Origin of the sequence: Protofrankia symbiont of Coriaria myrtifolia, assembly GCF_900634755.1 — a bacterium.
Classification (GTDB): domain Bacteria; phylum Actinomycetota; class Actinomycetes; order Frankiales; family Frankiaceae; genus Protofrankia; species Protofrankia coriariae.
The window spans coordinates 1-25,390 of sequence record NZ_CAAAFS010000041.1 but is presented as its reverse complement, the minus strand read 5'-3'; the positions used below and the strand labels follow the sequence as shown (position 1 = coordinate 25,390).

Sequence of the window (25,390 nt, the reverse complement as noted above, 5' to 3'; positions counted from 1 at the left end):
GTGGTTATCCGGGGGGTGCTGGGGAGGAGGTTTCGCGTTCCAGGGTGGTGATCGCTTCGCTGACGGCGAGGATGCGCTGCGCGTTGCGGACGTGCAGGTTCTCGATCATCCGGCCGTTCACCGTGGCGACGCCGCGGCCGGAGGCCAGCGCCTCCTCCCAGGCCGCGAGGATGTTCCTGGACTCCTCGACCTGGGCCTCGGTGGGCGCGAACACCCGGTTGCAGGGCTCGACCTGGCCAGGATGGATCAGCGTCTTGCCGTCGAAGCCCAGCTGCCGGCCCTGAACGCACTCCGCCTCGAAGCCGTCAAGATCACGGATGTTGTTGAACACCCCGTCCAGGATGGCGATACCGGCGGCCCTGGCGGCGAGCAGGCACAGCCCGAGCCCGGTCAGCAGCGGCGCCCGGCCCGGCACGTGCTCGGCGTGCAGCTCGTTGGCCAGGTCGTTCGTGCCCATGACGAAGACGGCGAGGCGCTGCGAGGAACGCGCGATCTCCTCGATGTGCAGCATCGCGACCGGGGTTTCGACCATCGCCCAGATCCGGGTGTGATCCGGCGCGCCGGCTGCCTCCAGACCCTTCTCGACCGCGTGCACGTCCCGCGCGGAACCGACCTTCGGCACGACCACCGCGTCCGGGCCGGCCTGGGCCGCCGCGCGCAGGTCGTCGGCGTGCCAGCGGGTGTCCAGCGCGTTGACCCGGATGGTCACCTCGCGGCTGCCATAGACCCCGTCCGCGACCTTCGCGCCGGCCCGCTCCCGGGCGGCGTCCTTGGCGTCCGGGGCGACGGCGTCCTCAAGGTCGAGGATGAGCGCGTCCGCGGGGATGCTTCTGGCCTTCTCCAGCGCCCGCTCGTTCGCGGCGGGCATGTACAGGACCGACCGGCGCGGGCGGTAGGCGGCCGAGTCGGCCGAGCGGGTCGTCAGGTCACCGTTCACGCCGCTCATCGGGCCGCCACCTGCTCGGCGGCGTCGGCTGGAGCTGCGTCGGCCGGGGCGGCGTCGGTGAAACCGTACGCCTCGGCCAGCCGTGGATCGCGCACGGCAAGGGTCCGGGCCAGGTCCAGGACCACTCTGCACTGCTTGACCGAGGCGTCGTCCTGCATCTTTCCGTCGACCATCACCGCTCCGGTTCCGTCCCCCATCGTCTCGATGACCCGCCGGGCCCAGGTGACCTCGGCCGGTTCCGGGCTGAAGACCCGCTTCGCGATGTCGATCTGCACCGGATGCAGGCTCCACGCGCCGACGCAGCCGAGCAGGAAGGCGTTACGGAACTGGTCCTCGCAGGCCACGACATCCTTGATGTCGCCGAACGGCCCGTAGTACGGCAGGATGCCGTTCGCCACGCAGGCGTCCACCATCCGGGCGAGGGTGTAGTGCCACAGATCCTGCTGGTAGCTCGGGCGCGGCGCGTCCGGGTCGGTCGGGGACGGGTCGGCCCGGACGAGATATCCGGGGTGGCCGCCGCCGACCCGGGTCGTCTTCATCCGCCGGTCGGCGGCCAGGTCCGCGGGCCCGAGCGACAGACCCTGCATGCGGGGGCTCGCCGCGCCGATCTCCTCGACGTTGGCGACACCGCGCGCGGTCTCCAGGATCGCGTGGACGAGCAGCGGGCGGGTCAGCCCCGCCTTCGCCTCAAGCTGGGCGAGCAGCCGGTCGACATAGTGGATGTCCTCCGGCCCCTCGACCTTGGGCACCATGATGACGTCCAGCTTGTGGCCGATGGCCGGGACGAGGGTCAGCAGGTCGTCGAGGCCCCATGGCGAGTCGAGACTGTTCACCCGCGTCCACAGCTGGGTGTCGCCGAACTCCGTCGCTGTGGCGAGCTTCACCAGCCCCTCACGGGCTTCGATCTTGCTGTCGGCCCGGACGCCGTCCTCGAGGTTGCCCAGGATCACGTCGATGCGGGGCAGGATGTCCGGGACCTTCGAGGCCATCTTCGTGTTGCTCGGGTCGAAGAAGTGGATCACGCGGGAGGGGGCTCGTGGGAGCTCTCGCAGGGGCGCCGGCGCTCCCACCGCGAGCGGGGCGAAGAAGTCCCTCGGGTTACGAGGCATCTGGCTTGTCTCCCGTCGGCTGCTTGTCTCCCGTTGGCGTAGCCGGCCCGGTCACGCGGGCAGCTTGGTCAGTATCCCGGCAGCGGCCCCCACAAGCATCTTGTCCGTGACACCCGCGATGAGCCACCGGTCATGGCAGGCATGGGACGCAGCCGACACACCGCACACCGCACACCGCACACCGGCTTGCGGGGCAGCTTGCGGGACGCGGCCACGGGCCGTTCCTGACGACCGCATGGCCGCCCCTGGCGACACGGCCACCCGGGGCGCGGCTTCGCGTTCCCAGCTGCCGCGGATGCCCGGCGGCCCCGGCCCGGCCCGGCCCCGGATGCCTGGTAACTCCAGGCGGCCAGTGACTCCGGATGCCGGCGACCCGGATACCCAGCGCGGCTCCGGAATGCTCAGTAACGCGACTCCGAGGCGGTGACGACCACCATGGACGGGGCCCACCAGTAGCTGCAGTCCGGCGGTGGCCGCAGCCCGTCCACGACCTGCATGCGGATGGTCCGGAAATAGCGCAGGAGGGACCGCTGATGGCGCCGGGAAAGGGAGTCGATCTCGTTCGAGTAATAAGTGAAAGAACCGCCCTCGGTAAGATGTTCGGCAGCCGTCGGGAAGAAGTGCTCGGCATAGGTCGAGCCGCCCAGGAAATGGGACGCGAACTCATTCTCGTCCAACGGGTAGGTGTCGAAGAAGATACCGTCGAACCGTCCGAGGGAGTCGATGGTGTCCTGCCATCTGCCGAACACGATCTCCGTGTTCTCGTGGCCGGGCGCACGGCTCCACTCCACGGCCGTCTCGAACACCTGCGGATTCGCCTCCACGATCGTGTGGCGCGCGGGCCGGTACTCCTGGATGTAGCCAGCGGAGATACCCAGGCCGAAACCGATCTCCAGGACCGAACGGCCGGGGCCGGAGACCTGATCGGCCATGGCCTTCATCAGCGGCTTCTCCCAGGTCTGCATGACCTGCTGGCCGGAGACGAGCAGCGAACCGTTGACAATCGTGGGAGCCGCGGCGTCGATCGGTTCCACGATATCCGGCCGGGGGGCGCCGGAAACCATGTTCTCGGCTGCCGCGTCCAGCGCCGTCAGGTCGGATACGAGCTCGTCGAGAGCCCGCCCGAGCAACCAGTTCCGTGGCTGCTCCGACAATGGCGCGAGCAGCGATTCCGATATCTCGGAGAGTGATGCGTCGAACTTGTTGGTGTGCCTGAGCACATTGACCTCCCGGTACCGACGAGCGGATGACGGCGGCCATCAATGTAGCGCAGGAACCAGCGGTGAGAGCCTGCTCCACGGGGTCCTTTCGAGCCCGGCTGCGGCATGTTCCGCCGGGCATCCGGCGCCGGGTGCCACGGGTGTGGCCACACGGCGCCCGACGGCGACGACTACGGCATACGGTCGCCACCTGGGTGCGGCGTCCAGAAAACACGCGCGGCGCCCCGGAGCGGAATTCCGGCCGGCCGCCCGGCATCCGCCGACGAAAAATCAGATGAGAACCGAGCGCGTCCGACCTATGGTCCACGGTATGCCCCTGCCTCGTACGGAGACCCTGGCCACGACCACCGGGCCCGGGGATCAGCCGGGCGAATCCGCGATCTCGATGAGAAATGTGGTGAAAAGGTACGGGGAGGTGGCCGCGGTCGACGGCCTCGACCTCGACGTCCCCGTCGGCGTGTGCCTAGGCCTGCTCGGGCCCAACGGCGCGGGCAAGTCCACCACGATGCGGATGCTGACCGCTCAGTCGATCGCCGACACCGGCCGGATCAACGTCCTCGGGTACGACGTGCCGCGCGCGTCGAAGCAGGCCAGAGCCGCAATGGGAGTGGTACCGCAGGAGGACAACCTCGATACGGAGCTGACCGCCCGGCAGAACCTCGCCGTGTTCGCCCGGCTGTACCGGGTACCCGCCCGCCGGCGCCGGGCCGCGGTCGAGCAGGCCCTCGCGCTGGCGCGGCTGAACGACCGGGCCGACACGGTGACCGAGAAACTCTCCGGTGGCATGCGACGACGGCTGCTGATCGCCAGGGCGCTCGTGCACCGCCCCCGGCTCGTCCTGCTCGACGAGCCAACCGTCGGGCTCGACCCACAGGTCCGCCAGGAGCTGTGGAGCCTGATCGCCGGGCTCGGCGCGGACGGCGTGACCGTGCTGATGTCGACCCACTACATCGAGGAGGCGGAGCGGCTCGCCCAGGACGTCGCCATCATGTCGCGCGGCCGGGTGATCGCACGGGATACGCCCGCCCGTCTCATCGACGCGCACGCCGGGAGGACCGCGGCGGAGTACTACGGCCCGCCGCCGAAGCTGGCCGAGATCGCGGCGCGGGCGGAGGCGGCGGGCTTCACCACCCGCCGGACCGGGCCGTCCGTGTCCGTGCTGCGCGCCGAGAACATGCCTGCCGAACTGGACGACCGGCTCGGGATCGGGGTCCGACGCGCGGCGACGCTGGAGGACGTGTTCGTCGCTCTCACCGGGGAAAGGGTCGAATGAGCACCACGGACGATGCCGGGGCAAACACAGCCGGGGCAAACACAACGGGCGGGACGGGCGAGACGCGCCGGCTGCGGTGGGTCGAACCTGCTGCCCTGGCCGGAGTGATCACGCACGACATCACCCTGTTCCGGCGCTACTGGCCGTCCACCAGCTTCTCCGCCGTGGTGGAGCCGACGATCTACCTGCTGGCCTTCGGCTGGGGGTTCGGCTCGTTGGTGTCCGTGGTGGCCGGCTATCGGTACGTGGAGTTCCTCGGCACCGGCGTGGTGGCGAGCGCGGTGCTGTTCGCCTCAGCCTTCGCCAGCATGTTCCAGACGTTCGTCCGGCGGACCTACCAGAAGCTCTACGGAGCCGTCCTGGCCGCTCCCGTCGACGTACCCGAGATCGTCCTCGGGGAGGCGCTGTGGATCGCCGCCAAGGCCGGGGTCTACGGATGCGCGCCGTTGCTCGTGGCGATCGCGTTCGGCCTGGATCCGACGCCCGGAATGCTCGTGATCCCGTTCGTCGGGTTCCTCACCGGGCTCGGCTTCGGCCTGTTCGGGATATGGACGTCCGCGCTGGTGCCGTCCATCGACAGCTTCAGCTACATCATCTCAGGGGTGCTGACCCCGCTGTTCCTCGTCGCGGGCACGTTCTTCCCGGTGAGTGAGTTGCCGGGCTGGGCGCGGGCTCTCAGCTGGGCCAACCCGCTCTACCACTGCGTGGAGCTGGTGCGTGACGCGGCATTCGGGTTCGCTCCGCTCACCGACCTGGGGCATCTGGGGGCGCTGGGGGTGTTCGCGGGGATCATGTGGCTGCTCGCGGTCCGCTCCATGCGCCGCCGGCTCATCGACTAGGCGCGCGCTGGACAGCATCGACAGCACTATCGATATTCACATAAAGAAACCAGGCGGATACTCCACGCTATGAGCATTCCCGGGGTCGGGCGAGGGAGAAATTCGCGTGCCGTTCACGGAGCGTGCCCCTGGTAATGTGCGCGTCCTATGAAAAGACCACTGTGGTCTTGGCCATGGAAACTCGGCGCGCCCGCTCTCCTGCTCGCCGCGCTGACCGGCTGGATCTTCCTGTGGACACTGACAAACCCGCTGGGAACCGCGCCGGACGAGCCAAGCCACTACGCGAAAGCGGTGGCTGCCGGGCACGGGCAGGTACTGGGCGAGCCCGTCCCGCTCGCCAGGCTGCGCTCCTTCGGAGTGTTCAGCGAGGATTCACTACGCCAGGTCCGCAACGCCTACCGCGGCTTCGAACTGCCGCCGGAGCTACGGATCACAACCAACCCGCCCTGCGCCGCTCTGCAGGCAACGGTGTCCGCGGCCTGCCTGCGTCAGCCCCTCGCGGTCCCGCCCGGTCGGGCCGAAAGCATCGTGGGCGCGTATCCGCCGCTGGTGTACATCTCCGAGGGTGTGCTCACGCGGGCGGCCTGGTCGGTCCGCTCCGGCTACGTGTTCGCCCGGTTCGGTTCGGCGCTCATCTCGGCGGCACTGCTGGCCGCCGCCACCTGGCTCCTACTGGGGGACCAGGGGCGGCCTGGCCGGCGCCCCTTGGTGCTGGCCGGGACCGCGGTCGCGGTCACCCCAATGGTGATCTTTCTTGGCTCCCAGGTCGGCGCCAGCGGTACCGAGCTCACCGGCGCGCTGGCCTGTGCCGCGGCGGCGCTGCGGCTGTCCCGGGAGGAACAGCCGCCGGCCCGGGTCTGGTGGGTCGCGGGCGTCGTCATGGGCGTGACGGCGCTCAGCCGTCCCATGGCGCCGCTGTGGATCGTGCTCGCGGCCGCCCTCGGGGTCGGCCGTCTCTCCCCACGCACAGCGTGGCATCGCCTCCGCGGGGGCGGCCGGCCCGCGGCCGCCGCGGCGGCGATCGTCATGCTGGGGCTTGCCGGGTCGGTGCTCTGGACGCAGGCGCTGTCGCTGCGTACCCCCGTCCTGTGGGGCAGGTTGGGCCACGGGCTGGTGATCGCCACCGAAACCGCCGCCGAGTCGATGCGTCAGACGATCGGGGTCTTCGGCTGGCAGTCCGTCCCGCTGCCGACGGCCCTGTACGGGCTGTGGACTCTGCTGGCCGGTGGGCTGTTCCTCGCGGCGTTCGTGGTCGGCCGGTGGCGGGACCGCGCGCTGCTGGCCGGGGGCCTGCTGGTGGTCGTCGTCCTGTACGAGCTGCTCGCCGCGGCGGTGTTCATCCAGAACGGGTTCGGCATGCAGGGCCGGTACATCCTGCCGGCGCTGGTGATGCTGCCGTTGCTGTCCGTGGAGGTGTTGGCCGACCGGTTGCCCGCGCGCCTGTCCGCCCGCGCCGCCGTGGCCGCCGCTGGCGTCATCGCGGTGAGCGGGGCCGGTCAGTTCGCCGCATGGCTGACCAACAGCCACCGGTACGCGGTCGGCCCGGACGGGCCGCTGTGGTTCTTCCTGCGGCACCCGGCATGGTCGCCGCCTGGCGGGTGGGCGCCGTGGACGGTCCTCGCCTGCGTACCCATGATCGCTGCCTTTGCGACGGCCCGGGCTGCCCATCGGGACGCCGTGGCCGCGGCCGCTCCCGCCGTCGGGCCCGGCTCCAGCCCCGACCCTGATTCCTTCCAGCGGGACTACATACCGCTGCGGACGTGGCACACGCGCCCTACCCGCCGGTGAAGACGAGCGTGACCTCCTGGGAGCCGCCGGCGTTCACCTGGACCCGCTGGCCGTAGCCGGTATAGGTGAGCGTCGTCTGCCCGTCGGCGATGTTCTGTTGCTGGAACGTGTAGCCGGCGGAAGGCATCGACTGCCGGTAGTACCGGATGGCGTCGTCGGCGGCCACACCACTCAGCGCGACCGTCGTCGCCTGCGCCTCGGCGCTGACGAGCCGGGGAGTCGCATCCTTCGGGAACGGGAAGTGCTTGGGAACGAGCGTCCCCCGCAGCGCCCCGACACCGGTCGTCACGACAGGGGTGGGCTGCGCGGACGCCGCCGTCTGGCTCGGCAGCACGAGGTCGGTCGGCAGGTCGATCGGCAGCGCACCAGCACCGGCACCGGCACCGGTCACCGACGCCTCCGGGACGGTGACGGCCACGTCATCGGAGGCAGACCCGCCGCACCCGCCGAGCAGGAGTGCCAGACCCACGGCACCGGCCGCCGCTGTCCGACGTCGCGGCAGCATTCCGGCCCGGCCCATCGATACCTCCAGTTACAGCATGAACAGTCACAGTACGGGCAGTAGCAATGACAAATAGTCACCATTGTGTGGTAACAACAGCGGCGGCCACAGCGGCGGCCATGGCGGTTGGGCCGCCGGCGCCGGTTTGCCGACCACTAAAGCACCACCCCACCGCCGCGCCGCCACCCGGGGACACCTGTCGGGCCCACCGGCCGGGCTTTCCAGCCCGGCTTTCCGACCGGCGGCCTCGGAACACCTGACGGCCCGACGACGCCACGGGCACCGGCCCCCGGCCCAAGTGGCATGCTGCACTGGGAGAACGCGGTACGAAAACATCACGGAGGGGGCGACGTGGCTGCCGCTCCAGAGGTGAACCGCCTTGTGGCCGGCCGGTACCGGCTCATCGAACGGCTTGGTGCCGGCGGAATGGGCACGGTCTGGCGCGCCTTCGACGAGGTGCTGCTGACCGACGCCGCGCTCAAGGAAATCGACCTCGAGGACGGTCTCGACCCGTCCGAACGCGCCGACCGGGTCGAGCGGGCGCTGCGGGAGGCCCGGCACGCCGCGAGGCTGCGCGGCCACCAGCACGTGGTGACCATCCTCGACGTCGTCGTCGAGAACGGCCTGCCATGGATCGTGATGGAGCTCGTGCCGTCCCAGTCGCTGCTCCAACTGGTCCGCGGCCATGGCCCGTTACCGGTCGCCGAGGTGGCCCGCGTCGGGGTCGCGATCAGCGACGCGCTGGAGGCCGCCCATGCCTTCGGCATCCTGCACCGGGACGTGAAACCCTCGAACGTGCTGATCGGCACGGACGGCCGGGTGGTGCTGACGGACTTCGGTATCGCCACCCGGGACAGCGACTCCGCCCTCACCGTCACCGGGGTGCTCGGCACGCCCTCGTACATGTCACCGGAACGGCTCAACGGTGACCCCGCCACCCCGGAGGCCGACCTGTTCGGCCTCGGCGCGACCCTCTACTTCGCGGTGGAGGGCAGGCCGCCGTTCTACCGGGAGACCTTCGCGGCGATGGTGGCGGCGATCCTGTTCCAACCGCCGACGCCGACCAGGCTGGCCGGCCCGCTGGTCGACGTCCTCATCGGTCTGCTCGAGAAGGACCCACGTGCGCGCATGACCGCGCGGCAGGCGCGCCAGCTGCTGGCGGACATCGCCACGGCACGGCCGGGCAGCGCGCCAGCCACCTCGGCACGGGCCGGGACGCAGACGCAAGCTGGCGGACACTCGCGGATCGTCCGCCGTGACGACATCGGTACCCGCTATTCCTTCGGCACCATCCCCGACAGCGGCAGCACCGTTGTCGACGGGGGCAGCACCGTCGTCGACGAGGGCACCGGCGGCACCGGTGGTGGTGGCGGTACTGCCGGCGTCGACGACGGCCACATCGCTGATGCCAGCGGCCCCGGCGGGACCAGCGAGTCCGGCGCGCTCGCACCGCCGTCCAACCTCACCGCCAGGGAGGACAACGGCGCGGTGCTCCTGCGATGGACCCCGCCGCGCTCGGCGGGGCCGGTCGCCTTCCGTGTCCTGCGGGTGGTCGCCGACCCGAGCGCGCCGGGCGGGCGCTTCGAGCGCAGCCTGGGCACGACCGGTTCGACCGAGCTGTCCGACGCGGGCGTGCCCCGGGGGGTGACGGTCTGGCACGAGGTGATGTCGACAGCTGGCGGCAGACGGTCGAAACCGGTCCGTACCCCACCGCTGGTGATCGTCCCGGAGGTCACCAGCCTGCGCGCCCACATGGACGGCGACGGTGTGGCACTGTCCTGGCGGCTCGACGCGGGCTACGACGACGTGCTGATCGAGCGGACCTTCGACGAGTCGTCGCCGTTCCGGGGGGCCGCCCGCCGCTTCCGCGCCACCGGCGGACAGCATGTCGACCGCGGCGTGCAGACCGGGGCGACCTACCGGTACCGGGTGCGGGTGTCCTATCCGGATCCCTTTGGCGCGCTGGCCCACACCAGCGGGGTGGAGGTGGTCGTGACCGTGGTCAGGCGGCCCCGGCCCGTTCTGGACCTCGAGGTGAACGACAGCGGCGGGACGACGGTCCTGCGGTGGACGACGGTACCCGGCGCGCTGGTCCGGATCTATGCCACCGAGGCACCGCCGGATCCGGTGGCGGTAGCGGGCGCCGAGACAGGGGTGTCCGCGCCGGAGGCCCCCGGAGGTGACCCGGCGGGCCACGAGCACGGCCCGCGACCGGCGGCGGAGCCGGAACCGTTCGGCCCTGTTGATCACGAGCTGTCCACCGCGTCCCTGCGGGGACGGGAACGCCTGGTCGGCTCCAGCCGGCGTGGGCGGCTGGTCGACACCGCGGCGCCCGACCGGACAGCCGACCCGGCGGCCGACCCGACAGCCGGCCCGACGGTGTACACACCGGTCAGCATCGCCGAGGACAGGGCGGTCGTCGGCCGTTCCATCCGGCACCGGCCGGGGCCGCACATCCGGGCGCTGCGGGCCGTGGACCAGGGCAACACGATCACCCTGACGTTCCAGATGCCGCCGGGCATCACCGAAGCCCGCGTGCTGTGGCGGCACGACACCACCCCCACCGGGCCGGACGATCCGGCCGCCCGGCGCGCGAAGATCACCAACAGCAGCCTGGAGATCAGAGGTGGCTGGCACCTGCGGGACCCGCAGGATGGGGCCACCTATTACTTCGCCGTGTTTCCCCTCGTCCGGACGGCCGGCGAGGTGCGTGCGGTGCCCAACGGCGCCCACGTGACCGCCCGGGCCGGGGCCCGCCCCACCCCGTCGGAATGATCGACGCATGGCGGGCACCTGACCGGTAGTGCCTGTCCCGACACTATCAACGCCGACCCCACCGCTCACCGGTAGCCGTGGCGCTGATTTCCCGGTGACTGGCACCAGGTAGTGGTCCGAACGACACCTGGCTGTTGCACTTTCTCGCCCCCGGCCCGCCGACCGCGGCCGACCGGGACAGTTCGGGGACAGATTCCGGACCATTCCCGGCGCGACTCGATGTCCGCTGTCTTTCAACTCGGCCGTCTACCGACCCACAATCCGTAAACACCCACCTGTCCACGACTAACCTTTTCACAGCTCGCCAGTCACAACAACGAACGTCGATCATCGGGCCGCGCAATCCGTCGCGAATATCATCCGCGCCTATCCCGGAGCCGACCGGCGGGCTGCCCGAGCATGACCGGACGGCCAACCGATGATCGCCTATTGATCCGATTCGAGCCCGTTCCCCGCCCCCCTATACCCCTGTTCAGAGAGGACTTAATAGCCCGGGTACAGTTGTCCCGCCCAGGGGGAAAGAGCCGCGGCCACGGTCTTCGCCGTGGATCGAGGTGTAAGCCGGCACACGGAACGCCGAACCAGAACGCTCGCCCCGACAAGGCGTCAGGACACTGCGTCGAAGGAGAGGATCGGATGCTCCAGAACTGGCCAATCCGCTCCAAGTTGGTAGCCATTCTCATCCTCCCGCTGGTGGCGTTGGCCGTTTTTAGCGCCCTCCAGGTGCGCGCCGACCTTGAGAGCGTCGACACAAGCAACCGGGTGCGGGACCTCGCAGCCTTCTCAACCAAAGTCAACGATCTTATTGACGCACTCCAGCAGGAACGCTATGCCTCTTCCGCGGTCGTGGGCAGCCAATTCCGTGAGGGCGTCGAGGAGATGCAGGCCAGGCGCGGCCCGACCGACACCGCCGTCACGATCTACCAGCGGGAGGCGACCAGGCTCCCCAAGAGCGTGACCGAAGACCTACAGCAGGTCATGGACACCATTCGGCGCCAGCTCGACCAGGTTCCCGACCATCGGCAGGCGATCGACCAGCGGCAGACCGACCGCGTGAAGAACACGGAGTTCTACAACAAAAGCATCAACGACCTGCTCGATCTCATCGCCCAGGTGGGAGTCGGCACCGACAACGCCAAACTGATCAACTACGTCGGCGCCCTCACCAGCGTGTCACGGGCGAGAGAGGCCGCCGCCCAGCAACGCGGCAGCATCTCGGTGATCCTCTTCCACCAGACCAACGTCGCGGTCGTCAAACAGGCGCAGGCGAACGCCGGTGCCGAGGATGCCTGGATCGCGCAGTTCCGCACCACCTCCTCTCCGGAGGAACAGGACTTCTACGACAAAACGGTCGACCCAGTCGCGGACAACATCTCCCAGATGCGCGACGCCATCGTGTTCGCGGCCCAGATGAACCAACCGATCACCATCGACAGCCAGCGTGCCCTGGAGTCCATGGCGGACAAGATCTCCCGGATACGCCTGGTGGAAAACCAGATCGCGGCCGACCTGACGAAGGAGAGCAACGCGATCGCCTCGCACGCGACTCGCAACGCCTGGCTGAGCAGCCTCCTCGTCGTGCTGGTCCTGGCCGTGTCGGTGGGTATCTCGCTGCTCGTCGCAAGCCCCATGATCCGCCAGCTTCGGCGGCTGCGGGGGGCTGCCCTCGAAGTGGCCAACGACAGCCTGCCCAGCGTTGTGGAACGGCTGCACCGCGGCGAGCAGGTCCAGGTCGAAACCGAGGTCTTCCCCGTCCGGATCGGGACGAAGGACGAGATCGGGCAGGTGGGCGAGGCGTTCGGCACCGTCCACCAGGTCGCCGTGCGTACCGCTGTCGAGCAGGCTGCGATGCGCAAGAGCATCGGCGACACCTTCCTCAACCTCGCCCGCCGCAGCCAGGCGCTCATCCATCGCCAGCTGAAGGTCATCGACGCGCTGGAGCGCAAGGAGACCGACCCGGACGAGCTGGCCGAACTGTTCCGGCTCGACCACCTGGCGACCCGGATGCGCCGTCACGCCGAGGACCTCATCGTGCTGTCCGGGTCGAAGCCCGCTCGTGGCTGGCGGCGACCAGTTGCGATCAAGGATGTCGTGCGTGGCGCGGTCGCCGAGGTCGAGGACTACACCCGGGTGAAGGTGCTGCCGATCGCCGGTTCCGCCATCGGCGGGCACGCCGTCGGCGACGTGATCCACATGCTCGCGGAACTGATCGAGAACGCCACCTCCTTCTCCCCGCCGCACACCCCCGTGCACGTGTCCGGGCACCAGGTCTCCAACGGATCCGTGCTCGAGGTCGAGGACCGCGGCCTGGGCATGACCGACGAGGAATACGCGGAGATCAACGGGCGGCTGAGCAACCCGCCTCCGTTCGACCTCCGTACCAGCGAGCGGCTGGGCCTGTTCGTTGTCAGTCGCCTCGCCCAGCGGCACGGCATCCAGGTCCGGCTGCGGCCGTCACCGTACGGCGGCACCCTGGCCATCGTCCTGGTCCCGACCAACCTGCTGCGCGAGATCGACGACGCCCCGCAGGAGGAGCCGACCACGTCCAGGCCCGAGCGGACCAGGACGCCGGCCCTGGACGCACCGTTGGACGTGCCCCTGGACGCGCACCTGGAGGACTCCATCGACTTCGGTGACCCGACCGCGCTCACCGATTCGCTCGCCATCAGCAGGCCGCTCTCGCTGCGGGACCCGATCCCCATGGACGATTCGGACCCGTTGGATGACCGGCTCCCCCTCTCCGACTCCCTCGACACCAGCGAACTGCTGTCGGTGAGTGCGTCGCCGATGCCGTCCGCCACCTCCGGCTCCGGCGGTGGCGGTGAGGACAGGCCGTTCATGGACGATCTGCCGGTCTTCCCCACAATCCGTTCAAGCTGGTTCGTTTCCGAATCCGACCAACTCGGCGATGGGGACACCGGCACCGGCGCTGACGACAGCACCGGGAACGAACATCCGCGGGAGCGGTTGCGCTCCAACAACCTGGCGCTCGAGCCCAACTCCTGGACCGAGCCACCGTCGGACAGCCCCGCCCCACCGCCACCTCTGTCCGCCCGCTGGGACGACGCGCCCAGCGGGCCCTCCGGCTGGCCGCAACCAGCGGACCCGTGGGCTGACCCACTGGATGCGCAGCGGCAGCGCGGCCTGCCCAACCGCAGGAGGAGCGGCCCCGCGACAGAGCCGTTCTCAGGTACTGGCTCCGGGTTCCCCCAGGCGTCGGCCGCGCCGGCCGCCCCGCCCGGGCAGCCCGATGAGACGGGGCTGCCCAAACGGCAGCGGCGGGCCAGCCTCGCGCCTGAACTGAAGGGAACACCCACCAACGCTCCCGTCGCACCGTCGCTCCTCACCGGAACGCGGTCACCGGACGAGATCCGATCCATGATGTCCTCCTTCCAGTCCAACTTCGGCCGAGGTCTACAGGAGGGACCGAACCCGAACGGCGACGACGACGCGAAAAGGGTGATGTAATGCGCCACATCGGCCCGGTCGAGAACATGAGCTGGCTGTTGAACAACCTCACGCGGAAAGTCCCGGAGGTTACCTATGCCGTCGTGTTGTCGGCGGACGGACTCCTGCTCGCCACCTCGAACGGAATGAACCGGACGACAGCCGACCAGCTGGCCGCGGTCGCCTCGGGCTTCAACAGCCTGGCTCGCGGTGCCGGCCGTTTCTTCGGCGGTGGCAACGTCCGCCAGACGATCGTCGAGATGGAGCAGGGATTTCTCTTCGTCACGGCGGTCGGTGACGGGTCGTGTCTGGCCATCCTCAGCACGCCCGGCGCCGACATCGGTCTGATCGCCTACGAAATGGCGCTGCTGGTCATCCGTGTCGGCGAGTTCCTCACTCCCGAGCTGCGTGCCGAGATGCAGGCCGCGCTCCCCCGCTGACAGCGAGCCGGAACCCTGGCGGCCCGGGTTCCGGTTTGTCCCGCGAGAGTTTCCGCCGGAACTCGGCCCGAACGGTCGTCGTCGGACCGAGTTTCCAGCACAGTGCCGCCGACCACCGCCGCCCGATGTCGGCGGATTCTTGACCGAACGATTTTCACGGGACGAGTTCCAGCAGGACGAATTTCAGCGATTACTGTCAAGCCCTGATCAGGAGGACCGGTGGACGAGGAGTGGTACGACGACGCAGGTCCGGTCGTCCGTCCCTATGCTGTCACCGGCGGCCGGACGCGACCGGCGGCCAATCACGCGCTGGAGCTGGTGGCTCTGGTGTTGACGACGGAGCACGGGCGCGCGATGGTCCGAACTCTTGATCCAGAACAACGGAACATCGTGCTGCTCTGCCAGAGCATCCAGTCGATCGCGGAAATATCCGCGCAGCTCAACCTGCCGGTCGGCGTGGCACGTGTTCTCGTCGGCGACATGATCGACGCCGGTCTCGTACGCGTCACCCGCCCAGCCCGACCGAGCGAGCGTCCCGACGTGGCGCTGATGGAAAAGGTGCTCGATGGACTACAGACCCTCTAGACCGCACACGGTCGGCAGACAGATAGCCAGCCCGGCGCCCAGCCCGGTCAAAATCATAATCGCCGGTGGCTTCGGCGCCGGAAAGACGACGTTCGTCGGGACGATCAGCGAGATTCCCCCGCTCACGACCGAAGCCGCACTGACCTCGGCGAGCCTCGGTATCGACGACACCTCCCAGGTCAGTGCCAAAACCACGACGACGGTCGCCATGGACTTCGGCCGGATCACACTGCTCGACAGCGTGATTCTCTACCTGTTCGGCACGCCTGGCCAGGACCGTTTCTGGTTCATGTGGGACGAACTGGTTCTCGGCGCTATCGGCGCCATCGTCCTGGTCGACACCCGCCGGCTCGCCGACTCGTTCCCGGCGGTCGACTATTTCGAGGAGCGGGATATTCCGTTCCTGGTGGCGGTCAACCGCTTCGAAGGCGCCAGGGAATATCGGCTCGACGAGGTCCGCAACGCGCTCGACGTCGACCCCCGCCGGCCCATCATCTTCTGTGACGCGCGCCGGCGGGAATCCGTCAGACAGGCCCTGGTGGCGCTGGTCCGTCACTCCCTCGACGTGGTCACGAGCGAAGAGGCGCAACGGGGCCTGCCCAGGGCCAACACCCGCGTGGACTAGTCGACCGGGGAGATGACGATGCTCGACCTTCTCGGTATCGATGACATCGCTCTCGCTGCCTACCGGTTGTGGCTACGCCGGAAGGACATGAGCGCCGAGGAGGTAGGCATCGCCCTTGGGTGTTCCACGACCACCATCCGGCAGGCCTGCGACAGGCTCGTCGAACTCTCGCTGCTGGTGCCCTCCCGCGAGAACCCCGACCGGCTGGTCGCCGTGCACCCCGAGGTTCCTCTCGAACAGTTGTTCCGACAGCAACACGATCAGCTCATCCGCCGACAGGAGGAACTCATCCGCGCTCGTATGCAGGTGAGCACGCTGGTCGCCGACTACATGCAGGGCCGGCCACCGGAGCCGGCTGCCGACATCGTGCGGCTGAAGGGCGTGGCAGCGGTCACGGACCAGCTGCTCGATCTCGTAGCCCAGGCCAAACGGGAACTGCTGGTTCTGCACACCCGACTCTGGCAGCCATCGATCATGACGGCGGAGTGCTCCCAGGCCGCGTTGCAGGCCCTCCGCCGCGGGGTCGCCATACGCGCCATCCGGCCACGCCCGGCTCAGGGGGACGACGCCCCGGCCGGATGCGACCTCGTCAACGCGCAGGGCCTGGAACTGCGGATGGCCGACGCCCCGCTGGCGGACGTGGCCATCGCCGACCGTGAGACCGCCCTGCTCCTGCTGGCGTCCGACCCGGACGACGAGCGTGGCTGTGCGCTGCTGCTCCAGGAGCCGGCGCTGACGGGTCTGGTCACGATGCTGTTCGATCAGCTCTGGAAAGCCGCGCGGCCCCTGGAACGGACCGGTGAGCTCGACCAAGCCGAACTCCGGCGCGCAGGCCTCGACCACATCGCCTTCGGCCAGGGCGCGCTGGGTGACAGCAGCGACTCCTCCACCGTTCGTGGCCTGACTGGCCAGGCCAACCTGATCGGTCAGGCCAGCGGCCTCCCGAGCACCAAAAAACAACGTATTGACAATACTTCTCCAAACGACTCCGAACGTCTCCTGCTGCGACTACTGAGTCTCGGCGCCAAGGACGAGGCGGCCGCCCGACACCTCGGCGTGTCGGTACGAACAGTCCGGCGTATGATCGCCGATCTCATGCGACGGATGGACGCCCGTAGCCGCTTCCAGGCCGGCATCCTCGCGGCGAAAAAAGACTGGCTATAGCACTTTCGCATCGGTGATGCCATACCAGTGGCACCAAGTTGCCACTACACGTTCTTTCTATGCCAACTGCGAGACACGACAGGCCCAATACCTCATGCTTCCGTAGGGAGACGGGCCGGAGCGGCAGCCAGGCCCCAGCTTTCGCGAAGTGACGCCTTGCGGCACTCGCGCGGACGAGGCTGGGCGATGGCCACCGAGCTGGCCCTCACACCGGAACCACCGACGACGGCGTCGGATCACTGACTTGCGCGGGCAGCTTCCGCATCGTCGACGCCGACGATGCGGCATGTTTGCCCGTCCTTTCTTCAAGCTGTCAGGGGGCACGCGTGTCAATATTCTCCGGTTGGCTTCCGGCGGCCCGGAACAGGGCCGTCGGATGACGCACCGTACTCTCATTGTGGCTCGCATCAGTGCTGACGACGAACCCGCCGTCGCCGATATCTTCCGAGAATCGGACGACGGGGAGCTGCCGCATCTGCTGGGCGTCGTCCGGCGGGATCTCTTCAGTTTTCACGGACTTTACTTTCACCTGATCGAGGCGACCGACGACGTGGCGCCCGCCCTGCCCGCCGTACGCGAGCACCCGTTGTTCGTCGACATCAACACGAAACTCGCCAGACACATCACCGCGTACGACCCGGACACCTGGCGCAGCCCACGCGACGCGACCGCCCGGAACTTTTATTCATGGGTCGCGGATCGGCACCCTCCGAAACCGGATCACCACGACGAAGGAGAGAACCATGGCAGATCAGTGGACCGCTGACCAACTGCTCGACTTCCTCGTGGAACGCACGGTGCTCGTCGCCGACGAGCGACCCGACCATCTTGGCGTCACGTTCGCCGAGGTCGGGGTGGACTCACTGGCCTACCTGCACCTGCAGACCGTCGTCCTCGACACCTTTGGCGTCGAACTGCCGGCGGAGCCGCCCGAGGACTACACTCTTGCCGAAATTCTTATTGCCATCAACAGCACCGCCAGAGCGGACGTCGCATAGGCTGCTGGCCGGGTCGGCGACTCCGTTTCGTATCCGACAGAAATTCACTCCATACCCAACAGGAATTCACGACCGGACAGCGAGAATCATGCAACCAGGGGGAACGCGCGGTTGTGTCGACAGCCGCCCGCGCACACGATGTCCGTCCCCGACCGGGACCGGACACCTGGCGACCGTCTGACCGACACTCCAGGGCCGAGGACGACATGATCGCATGCGGGCCCTGTCTGTTCGGAGCTCCCGCCGGATCCGGCGGGCTGCGACCGGATCCGGTGTGGCGGGGCGTCCAGCGAAGGGGCATCCAGAAGCCGTCGAACGGGCGAAGTCGACCATCTGTGGTTCTTCGCCGTCCGCTGGCACGTGCGCCCGGATGACGAGCCGGTTCACACATATCAGCAATGGCGCCACGGGCCGTGCCCCGCGCCGGCCCTGAACCTGGCCGCAGACACCCGAACGGAGATACCCGATGAGTGCTTCCAGCACTTTCCGGATCGTTCTTACGCAACAGATCACACCCGGCCGGGAACGCGAGTTCGAGGAAACCTGGCTGCAGGTCGCTCCGGACGCAGCCAAGCAGCCGGGGAATCTCGGCGCCTGGCTGGTCCGTTCCACGGACGATCCCAGCACCTACTACATATTCGGCGAGTGGGCCAATGAGCAGGCGTACCAGGAGTTCCAGCGCAATCCCGAGCACCTGGAGCACCGGAAGCGGCTGCACGCGCTGCGCACCAGCTTCTCCGCGGCCGCCGGGACCGTGGTGGCGCACCTGCCCGGAGTCGACGCGCGCACGTATGCCGAGCAGGCCGGCTGAACCAGCGCCGACAGCTTTCTCGACCGGAACATCGTCAACCAAACGGAGAGCCATGGCCGGGCGCACGGAGAACTCGATCTGGATCGATGCCGACATCGATCTGGTCTGGACGATCACAAACAATCTCGAGGACTGGCCGAATCTTTTCACCGAGTACGCCGCGGTGGAGATTCTCGAGCACCACGACCAGACCTTCAGGTTCCGTCTGACGATGCACCCGGACGCGAACGGAAAGGTCTGGAGCTGGGTCTCGGAACGGACGCTGGATCCGGAGAAGCACCGCGTGCGGGCACGCCGGGTCGAACCAGGCCCCTTCGAGTTCATGAACATCGAATGGACCTACGAACCGGAAGGCGCCGGCACCAGGATGCGCTGGGTGCAGGACTTCCACATGCGCCCGGACGCGCCGGTCGACGACGAGTGGATGACCAACAACATCAACAACAACACCCGACGGGAGATGGGCGTCATCCGGGAGAAGGTCGAGCGGGCCGCCCAACACGCGAAGGCCCTTCCTCAGCAGGTCTGATCAGCTCCGATCAGGGCCCGGCATCTGTTGTGAATCACGCGCGCAGCGCCGGGCCCATCGGATCCCGTCCCGGAAGCCGATCAGGCGGCTCCGGGAGGTCCGCGACGCACCCAAGGAGAAGCGATGACCCTGACGACCAACAACCCGGCCGTGACGCCGCAGGTGCTCTCCATCCATGACGTCCCGGCCAACCGCCGCCGCGGCGGCGACATCCGCACACTGCTGTCCCCCGCGACGGTGGGCGCCAAGTCAGGCTTCCTCGGCACGCTGACGCTGCGGCCCGGCGAGTTCGTCAGCGAACACTGGCACCCGTACTCCGAGGAGTTCCTGTACTGCGTGTCCGGGCAGGTCGTCGCGCGGCTCGATGGCGAGCACACCGCACTCCCCGCCGAGCACGGGTTGCTCATCCCGATCGGCACCCGCCACCGGATCGTCAACGACGGCGACGAGACCGCCTTCCTCGTCTTTCATCTCAGCCCGCTGGCACCGCGGCCGGACCTCGGCCACGTCGACACCGAACCGCTCCCCCAGCCCTGATCCAACCCCGATCCAGCCCCGAAACACCCGCTATGGAACACCCGTGAGAAACACCCCGTGAAGGAGCCGGAAGTGAGAAGGACGGCCATAACCGGCATCGGCGTGGTCGCGCCAGGAGGCACTGTCCGCAAGGAGTTCTGGGATCTGCTGACCGAGGGCCGGACGGCGACCAGGCGTCTGTCGTTCTTCGACCCGACGCAGTTCCGCTCGCAGATAGCCGCCGAATGCGACTTCGACCCGGACGCTGCTGGCCTGACCCCGCAGGAGATCGCCCGCAACGACCGCTTCGTGCAGTTCGCCCTCGCGGCCGCGACCGAGGCCGTGGCCGACAGCGGTCTGGATCTCGGCCGGGACGGCGCCGACAGCGCCGACGGTGCCGACGCCGGTGGCCCGGTGGTGGCCGTCAGCATGGGCAGCGCGGTCGGCGCGACCACCCGTCTGGAGGACGAGTACGTCGTCGCCAGCGACAGCGGACGCGACTGGCTCGTCGATCCTGTCTACGCCTCGTCGTTCCTTTATCACGCTCTGGTTCCAAGCTGTCTGGCCACCGAGGTGGCCTGCCGTTTCTCCGCCCACGGCCCGGCGCACGTGGTCTCGACGGGCTGCACCTCCGGGATCGACGCGGTCGGGTACGGCCACCAGCTCATCGCCGACGGCGAGGCCGACATCGTGATCGCGGGGGCGACGGACGCGCCGCTGTCCCCGATCTCCATCGCCTGCTTCGACGCGATCCGCGCGACGTCGGCCCGCAACGACGATCCCGAGCACGCCTCCCGGCCGTTCGACGCCAGCCGGGACGGGTTTGTCATGGGTGAGGGCTCCGCCGTGCTCATCCTGGAGGAGCTCGAGCACGCCCGGGCCCGGGGCGCGCACGTGTACTGCGAGATCACCGGCTATGCCGCCCGCTCGAACGCCTTCCACATGACCGGTCTGAAGGCCGACGGGCTCGACATGGCCGAAGCGATCTCGGACGCCCTGCGGCAGGGCCGTACCGACCCGACCAGGGTCGGCTACGTCAACGCGCACGGCTCCGGGACCAAGCAGAACGACCGCCACGAGACGGCCGCGTTCAAGAAGTCGCTCGGGCAGCACGCCTACGACGTCCCGGTGAGCTCGATCAAATCCATGGTCGGCCACTCCCTCGGGGCGATCGGCGCCATCGAGATCGCGGCCTGCGCCCTGGCGATCGAGAACCGGGTCGTCCCGCCCACGGCCAACTGGTCCAGCCGGGACCCCGAGTGCGACCTGGACTACGTGCCGAACATCGCCCGCGAGCACGACGTCGACGTGGCGCTGTCGGTCGGCAGCGGCTTCGGTGGGTTCCAGTCGGCCATCGTGCTCGACCGCGGACGAGGTGACCGGTGAGCGCCGCCCGCGCCGGGCTGCGTCCTGTCATCACCGGCATCGGGGCGGTCACCCCCAGCGGCATCGGGACCGAGGAGCACTGGCGTTCCACGCTGCGCGGTGAGCTGCGGGTGGGGCCGATCACCAGCTTCGACGCCAGCCGGTACGCCACCACGCTCGCCGGTGAGGTGACCGGCTTCGACCCCGCCGACCACATCGGCGGCCGGATCATCCTGCAGACCGACCGGTGGACGTGGCTGGGCATGGCCGCGACCGGGTTCGCGCTGACCGACGCCGCCTATGACCCGGCGGCGTACGACCCGTACGCGACCTCGGTGGTGTTCGGGGCCGGATCCGGTGGTAACGACTTCGGCCAGCGGGAGATCCAGCGGCTGTGGAGCCGGGGCCGCCAGGCCGTGAGCGTGTACCAGTCCATCGCCTGGTTCTACGCGGCAACCACCGGCCAGACCTCCATCCAGCACGGTATCAAGGGGCCGTCCGGGGTCGTGGTCTCCGACGACGCCGGCGGTCTCGACAGCCTGGCGCAGGCGCGGCGGACCATCCGCCGCGGAACGCCGGTGGTGCTCGCCGGCGGCGCCGAAGCCGGCCTCACCCCCTACGCGCTGACCTGCCAGACCACGAGCGGACGCCTGTCCACCAGCCGTGAGCCACGCGGCGGCTACAAGCCGTTCGACCGTGACGCGGGCGGCCATGTGCCCGCCGAGGGCGGCGCGACGCTCGTCGTGGAGGACCCGGCGTCCGCGGCGGCCCGCGGCGCGCCAGGGGTGTACGCCGAGATCGCCGGGTACGCGGCGACCCACGACGCGTACCACCACCGCGACCCGACGCCGGATCCGCGCTGGTACGCCGAGGCCATGCGCCGGGCGCTCGCCGACGCGCGGCTCACCCCGGCCGACGTCGATGTGATCTTCGCGGACGGAGCGGGCTCCCGTGACCTCGACGAGGTCGAGGCACGCGCGATCCATGCCGCGTTCGGCGCGCACGCCGAGCGCGTCCCGGTCACCGCCCCCCAGGGGCTGACCGGGCGGATGAGCGCGGGCGGCTCGGCGCTGGCCGCCGTCAACGCCGTGCTGTCCATCCGCGACGGGGTGATCCCGGCGGTGGGCAATCTCGACGACCCGGCACCGGAGTACCGCCTCGACCTCGTCCGGGTGCCGCGCGAGGCCCCGGTGCGAGTCGCCATGGTCAACGCCCGCGGCTACGGCGGCTTCAACAGCTCGCTGATCCTGCGGGCCGTCGACCCCGCGACCACGGACGGAGGAATCCGATGATCAGAGCGACGCTGCGCATGCTCGTCCGTCCCGACCGGGAGCAGGACTTCGTCGACGCCTGGGAGAAGATCGCCTCGGTGGTCCGCCAAGCGCCGGGAAACCTACGCCAGAGCCTCCTGCGCACCGGCCCCCGCGAATTTGTGATCACCAGCGACTGGAACAGCCCGGAAGCATTCCAGAAATTCGAGCGAAGCCCGGAACAGGACGTCCTGACCGCACCCCTGCGCGAACTTCGGGAAAGCGCGAGAATGGAAGTCTCAGAAATCGTCCTGCATGTCGAGAAAGAAGACTCGGAAATTTCTCCAGAAAGAGCGGAATCCGCCGTCGACAGGCAGGTCGAGGCCAACCGGAGAACGATTATCGAGCATTTCCGGTCGCTGGAGCGCGGGGACGTCGACGCCGCCGTGTCGGCCTTCGCGCCGGACATGGTCAACCACCGGCTCCAGCCGGGCAGCCCCCCGGGGCGCGACGGGCTGGCCCAGACCCTGGCGGTCGTGCTGCGCGCCTTTCCGACCGGGACCTGGACGGTCGAGAACATCGTCGCGGACACCGAGAACGTCGTGGCGAAACTGGTGGTCGAGGGCGAAGCACAAGACGTTATCATGGGTGTGCGGGCGACCGGCCAGCGGGTCACCTGGCGGCACATCCACTGGTTCCGCATATTGGACAGCACGGTGGTCGAGCACGACGCCATCCGTGACGACCGCGGCCTGCTGCGCCAACTCGGCGTGGGCACGGGGGGAACGCATTCCGGCGGGCTCGGCGTCAGTCTGCCGGGAAGTACTCGCACACTCCAGCCGGATACCGGTGACCGCGACCCGGCGTTCACCGCCTGAAACGGGATTCCGGCCCGGGACGACCATCGCGGGCCGTGTCCCCATACCTGTCACACCCGTAAGGAGCAATTCGTGCGAGTGCTCTTCACCACTTCTCCGGTCCACGGTCATCTCTTTCCGCTGGTTCCGCTCGCGCACGCGCTGCGGGCGGCCGGCGACGACGTCCTGGTCGCCGCGCCGGCGAACTTCACCGGCGCCATCACCGAGGCCGCGCTGCCGGCGGGGGCGACCGCGCCGTCGGTCGACTTCCTCACGATCATGACCAGGGACCGGGACGGCCGGCCGGTGCCGCCCGCGACAACCGCCGCGGAACGCAACGAGGGCACCGGCCGGGCCTGGGGGCGCCTGACCGCCGCCACCCTGCCGTACACGCTGGAACTGGTGGAGCGCTGGCGCCCGGACGTCATCATCAGCGAACCGACCGAGCACGCGGGCCAGCTCGCCGCCGAGACGCACGGCCTACCCTGGGTCGAACACGGCTGGGGTGTGACGACAATGCCCGAGGCCCGGCCGCCCGCCCGCCCGCGACGAGCTCACGCCGGAACTCGCCCGCCTGGGCCTGACGGACCTGCCCGAACCCACGCTGCGCCTGCACCCGTGCCCGCCGAGCCTGCGGCCGGCGGACCCGCCCGGATCCCGCGACCGGCACATCCGCTACGTCCCCTACAGCGGAGCCGCCACGCTGCCGGAGTGGATCCTCAGGCGGACGGAGCGGCCCCGGGTCACCCTGGCCGTCGGCAGCAGCCTGGTCAGGGCCGCCTTCCGGGACCTCGCGGAAACGCTGGCGGAGGTCGCCACCGTCCTGCACGGCCTCGGCATCGAGGTCGTGGCCGGCCTGGAGGACCCGATCAGCCCCGGCTGGACGCTGCCGCTGCCGGCCGGCGCCCCCACCGATCTGCTCCCGCTGCACCTGGTCGCACCCACCAGTGACCTTGTCGTCCACCACGGGCGCTCCGGGGCGGCGCTGACCGCGGTGACGGCGGGCCTGCCGCAGCTCGCGCTGCCACGGTTCGCGGACCAGTTCGACAACGCCGCGCGCATCAGCGCCGCCGGCGCGGGCCGGCAGCTGCTGGGGGAAGGCGTCACGGCCGAGTCGGTCGTCGCGGCCTGCCGCGACCTGCTCGACACCCCCTCATACCGGGACAGGGCGGCGGCGCTCTCCGCCGAGAACGCCGCCCAGCCGACGCCCACCGACGTCGTCGCGGTCATCCACGACCTCACCGCCGCCCTGGTCTGACCAAACGGGAGCAGCTTTCATCATGGAGACAGATTTCTGCGTCATCGGCGCCGGCCCGGCCGGGCTGACCCTGTCGCTGTTACTGGTGCGATCCGGCGCCCGGGTCGTTCTCGTCGAACGGGCGACGTCGTTCGACCGCGAGTACCGCGGCGAGATCCTCCAACCCGGAGGCGCGCTCATACTGGACCAGCTGGGTGTTCTCGACGGCGCCCGCAAACGGGGGCACTACGAGTGCTCGCGCTTCCGTATCGTCTCCGGCGGACGCCCCCTGTTCCAGGCCGAGTACGACCAGATCGAACCGCCGTACAACCACTTCCTCAGCATCCCGCAGCCGAACGTGCTGGAAGAACTCTTCGACGCCTGCAAACAGTACGACCGCTTCGTGTATCTCGACGGCCGGTCACCGAGCGGGCTGCTCCTGGACGGCGAACGCGTCGTCGGCGTCACCCTGCCGGACGGCGACACCGAGCAGCGGATCGACGCCCGGTGCGTGATAGCCGCGGACGGGCGGCACTCGAAGACCCGGCGGCTGGCCGACATCACATTCACCAAGATCGACGCCTTCGACTACGACATGGTGTGGTTCAAACTGCCCGCCCCGCAACGGCACGGCCCCGAGGTGACGGTCTTCCAGGGCGACGGCAACCCGATCATCGTCTACGACGCCTACCCCGACAGCCTCCAGCTGGGCTGGACGCTCCCACGGCGCAGCTACCGGTCGCTGGCCCAGCACGGGATCGAACACATCAAGGAACAGATCCGCCAGTCCGTCCCCCGGTACGCCGACCTGATCACCAAATACGTCAACGCGCCCGGTGACCTTGCGGTGCTGGACGTGTTCGCCGGTTTCGCCGACACCTGGGCCCGGGACGGCCTGCTGCTCATCGGGGACGCCGCGCACACGCACGGACCCATCGGCGGCCAGGGGATCAACCTCGCGATCCAGGACGCGGCACTCGCGCACCCGATCCTCGTCTCGGCGCTGGCCGCCGGCAGCTTCGACCGCGACACGCTCGGCCAGTTCGAACAACAGCGGCGGCCAGTCGTGGAAACGGTCACGCAGATGCAGGCCAGGCAGGCCAAGCTGCTGTTC

The 25,390-nt window shown here is 69.2% G+C and carries 23 protein-coding genes and 2 pseudogenes; 21 read left to right on the top strand and 4 right to left on the bottom strand.

Going from position 1 to position 25,390, the window contains the following annotated elements; genetic code table 11:
* Nucleotides 1-4 precede the first annotated feature (4 nt).
* The 3 genes from CM1CMNOD_RS02150 to CM1CMNOD_RS02140 form a co-directional block, all read right to left on the bottom strand.
* Nucleotides 5-946 carry an HpcH/HpaI aldolase/citrate lyase family protein gene (locus tag CM1CMNOD_RS02150; RefSeq protein WP_013872041.1) on the bottom strand — a complete coding sequence of 314 codons (942 nt, stop codon included), beginning with the start codon at nt 944-946 and terminating at the stop codon, nt 5-7.
* Nucleotides 943-2,055 carry an HpcH/HpaI aldolase/citrate lyase family protein gene (locus CM1CMNOD_RS02145; protein WP_013872040.1) on the bottom strand — a complete coding sequence of 371 codons (1,113 nt, stop codon included), beginning with the start codon at nt 2,053-2,055 and terminating at the stop codon, nt 943-945. Before CM1CMNOD_RS02145 ends, CM1CMNOD_RS02150 begins: the two co-directional genes overlap by 4 nt.
* A gap of 401 nt (nt 2,056-2,456) precedes the next feature.
* Entirely contained in the window at nt 2,457-3,275 is an 819-nt protein-coding gene (locus CM1CMNOD_RS02140; protein ID WP_131773813.1) for a class I SAM-dependent methyltransferase, read from the bottom strand.
* 310 nt (nt 3,276-3,585) lie between these two features.
* Here CM1CMNOD_RS02140 and CM1CMNOD_RS02135 point away from each other — a divergent pair, with 310 nt between their 5' ends.
* The 3 genes from CM1CMNOD_RS02135 (at nt 3,586) to CM1CMNOD_RS02125 (ending at nt 7,175) form a co-directional block, all read left to right on the top strand.
* Nucleotides 3,586-4,548: an ABC transporter ATP-binding protein gene (locus CM1CMNOD_RS02135; protein WP_193353086.1), complete on the top strand. Its 963-nt coding sequence runs from the start codon at nt 3,586-3,588 to the stop codon at nt 4,546-4,548.
* The gene (locus CM1CMNOD_RS02130; RefSeq protein ID WP_013872037.1) at nt 4,545-5,387 is read left to right on the top strand and encodes an ABC transporter permease; all 843 of its coding nucleotides are present in this window, start codon (nt 4,545-4,547) and stop codon (nt 5,385-5,387) included. Before CM1CMNOD_RS02135 ends, CM1CMNOD_RS02130 begins: the two co-directional genes overlap by 4 nt.
* Nucleotides 5,388-5,534: 147 nt before the next feature.
* The gene (locus tag CM1CMNOD_RS02125) at nt 5,535-7,175 is read left to right on the top strand and encodes a DUF2142 domain-containing protein (protein ID WP_013872036.1); all 1,641 of its coding nucleotides are present in this window, start codon (nt 5,535-5,537) and stop codon (nt 7,173-7,175) included.
* On the opposite strand, the gene CM1CMNOD_RS02120 is transcribed toward CM1CMNOD_RS02125, so the two are convergent.
* Nucleotides 7,162-7,644 carry a hypothetical protein gene (locus tag CM1CMNOD_RS02120; protein WP_131773812.1) on the bottom strand — a complete coding sequence of 161 codons (483 nt, stop codon included), beginning with the start codon at nt 7,642-7,644 and terminating at the stop codon, nt 7,162-7,164. The genes CM1CMNOD_RS02125 and CM1CMNOD_RS02120 overlap by 14 nt on opposite strands.
* 384 nt (nt 7,645-8,028) lie before the next feature.
* On the opposite strand from CM1CMNOD_RS02120, the gene CM1CMNOD_RS02115 reads away from it, so the two are divergent.
* From CM1CMNOD_RS02115 to CM1CMNOD_RS02035, 18 genes and pseudogenes are all read left to right on the top strand, one after another.
* Complete coding sequence (locus tag CM1CMNOD_RS02115) at nt 8,029-10,452, top strand: serine/threonine-protein kinase (protein ID WP_013872034.1); 2,424 nt, start codon at nt 8,029-8,031, stop codon at nt 10,450-10,452.
* A 636-nt stretch (nt 10,453-11,088) separates the two neighbouring features.
* Nucleotides 11,089-13,920, top strand: coding sequence for a sensor histidine kinase (locus CM1CMNOD_RS02110; RefSeq protein WP_013872033.1), 2,832 nt, complete (start codon nt 11,089-11,091; stop codon nt 13,918-13,920).
* Complete coding sequence (locus tag CM1CMNOD_RS02105) at nt 13,920-14,339, top strand: roadblock/LC7 domain-containing protein (RefSeq protein WP_013872032.1); 420 nt, start codon at nt 13,920-13,922, stop codon at nt 14,337-14,339. The genes CM1CMNOD_RS02110 and CM1CMNOD_RS02105 overlap by 1 nt, the downstream gene beginning before the upstream one ends.
* A gap of 219 nt (nt 14,340-14,558) precedes the next feature.
* Complete coding sequence (locus CM1CMNOD_RS02100; RefSeq protein ID WP_013872031.1) at nt 14,559-14,924, top strand: DUF742 domain-containing protein; 366 nt, start codon at nt 14,559-14,561, stop codon at nt 14,922-14,924.
* Entirely contained in the window at nt 14,905-15,549 is a 645-nt protein-coding gene (locus tag CM1CMNOD_RS02095) for a GTP-binding protein (protein WP_013872030.1), read from the top strand. The genes CM1CMNOD_RS02100 and CM1CMNOD_RS02095 overlap by 20 nt, the downstream gene beginning before the upstream one ends.
* Nucleotides 15,550-15,567: 18 nt before the next feature.
* Nucleotides 15,568-16,713 carry a LuxR C-terminal-related transcriptional regulator gene (locus CM1CMNOD_RS22750; RefSeq protein WP_013872029.1) on the top strand — a complete coding sequence of 382 codons (1,146 nt, stop codon included), beginning with the start codon at nt 15,568-15,570 and terminating at the stop codon, nt 16,711-16,713.
* A gap of 376 nt (nt 16,714-17,089) precedes the next feature.
* The gene (locus CM1CMNOD_RS02085) at nt 17,090-17,479 is read left to right on the top strand and encodes a TcmI family type II polyketide cyclase (RefSeq protein ID WP_050803297.1); all 390 of its coding nucleotides are present in this window, start codon (nt 17,090-17,092) and stop codon (nt 17,477-17,479) included.
* The gene (locus tag CM1CMNOD_RS02080; RefSeq protein WP_013872027.1) at nt 17,457-17,711 is read left to right on the top strand and encodes a phosphopantetheine-binding protein; all 255 of its coding nucleotides are present in this window, start codon (nt 17,457-17,459) and stop codon (nt 17,709-17,711) included. Before CM1CMNOD_RS02085 ends, CM1CMNOD_RS02080 begins: the two co-directional genes overlap by 23 nt.
* 466 nt (nt 17,712-18,177) lie before the next feature.
* Complete coding sequence (locus tag CM1CMNOD_RS02075) at nt 18,178-18,522, top strand: antibiotic biosynthesis monooxygenase family protein (protein WP_013872026.1); 345 nt, start codon at nt 18,178-18,180, stop codon at nt 18,520-18,522.
* A gap of 52 nt (nt 18,523-18,574) precedes the next feature.
* A complete protein-coding gene (locus CM1CMNOD_RS02070) occupies nt 18,575-19,051 on the top strand; it encodes an SRPBCC family protein (protein WP_013872025.1) in 477 nt (158 codons plus the stop codon).
* Between the two features lie 123 nt (nt 19,052-19,174).
* Nucleotides 19,175-19,588 carry a cupin domain-containing protein gene (locus CM1CMNOD_RS02065; protein ID WP_013872024.1) on the top strand — a complete coding sequence of 138 codons (414 nt, stop codon included), beginning with the start codon at nt 19,175-19,177 and terminating at the stop codon, nt 19,586-19,588.
* 72 nt (nt 19,589-19,660) lie between these two features.
* On the top strand, nt 19,661-20,953 hold the full coding sequence (locus CM1CMNOD_RS02060) for a beta-ketoacyl-[acyl-carrier-protein] synthase family protein (protein ID WP_013872023.1): 1,293 nt from the start codon (nt 19,661-19,663) through the stop codon (nt 20,951-20,953).
* Nucleotides 20,950-22,224: a beta-ketoacyl synthase N-terminal-like domain-containing protein gene (locus CM1CMNOD_RS02055; protein ID WP_013872022.1), complete on the top strand. Its 1,275-nt coding sequence runs from the start codon at nt 20,950-20,952 to the stop codon at nt 22,222-22,224. The genes CM1CMNOD_RS02060 and CM1CMNOD_RS02055 overlap by 4 nt, the downstream gene beginning before the upstream one ends.
* A complete protein-coding gene (locus tag CM1CMNOD_RS02050; RefSeq protein ID WP_013872021.1) occupies nt 22,221-23,060 on the top strand; it encodes an ester cyclase in 840 nt (279 codons plus the stop codon). The genes CM1CMNOD_RS02055 and CM1CMNOD_RS02050 overlap by 4 nt, the downstream gene beginning before the upstream one ends.
* A 72-nt stretch (nt 23,061-23,132) precedes the next feature.
* Nucleotides 23,133-23,498, top strand: a pseudogene (locus CM1CMNOD_RS24270) (hypothetical protein); the annotation flags it as partial.
* A gap of 79 nt (nt 23,499-23,577) precedes the next feature.
* Nucleotides 23,578-23,787 (top strand): annotated as a pseudogene (locus CM1CMNOD_RS24265) (hypothetical protein); the annotation flags it as partial.
* A gap of 99 nt (nt 23,788-23,886) precedes the next feature.
* On the top strand, nt 23,887-24,297 hold the full coding sequence (locus tag CM1CMNOD_RS02040; RefSeq protein WP_050803294.1) for a glycosyltransferase: 411 nt from the start codon (nt 23,887-23,889) through the stop codon (nt 24,295-24,297).
* A 22-nt stretch (nt 24,298-24,319) separates the two neighbouring features.
* Nucleotides 24,320-25,390, top strand: a 1,071-nt coding sequence (locus CM1CMNOD_RS02035; RefSeq protein ID WP_131773810.1) for an FAD-dependent monooxygenase, incomplete at its 3' end; no start/stop codon positions are given.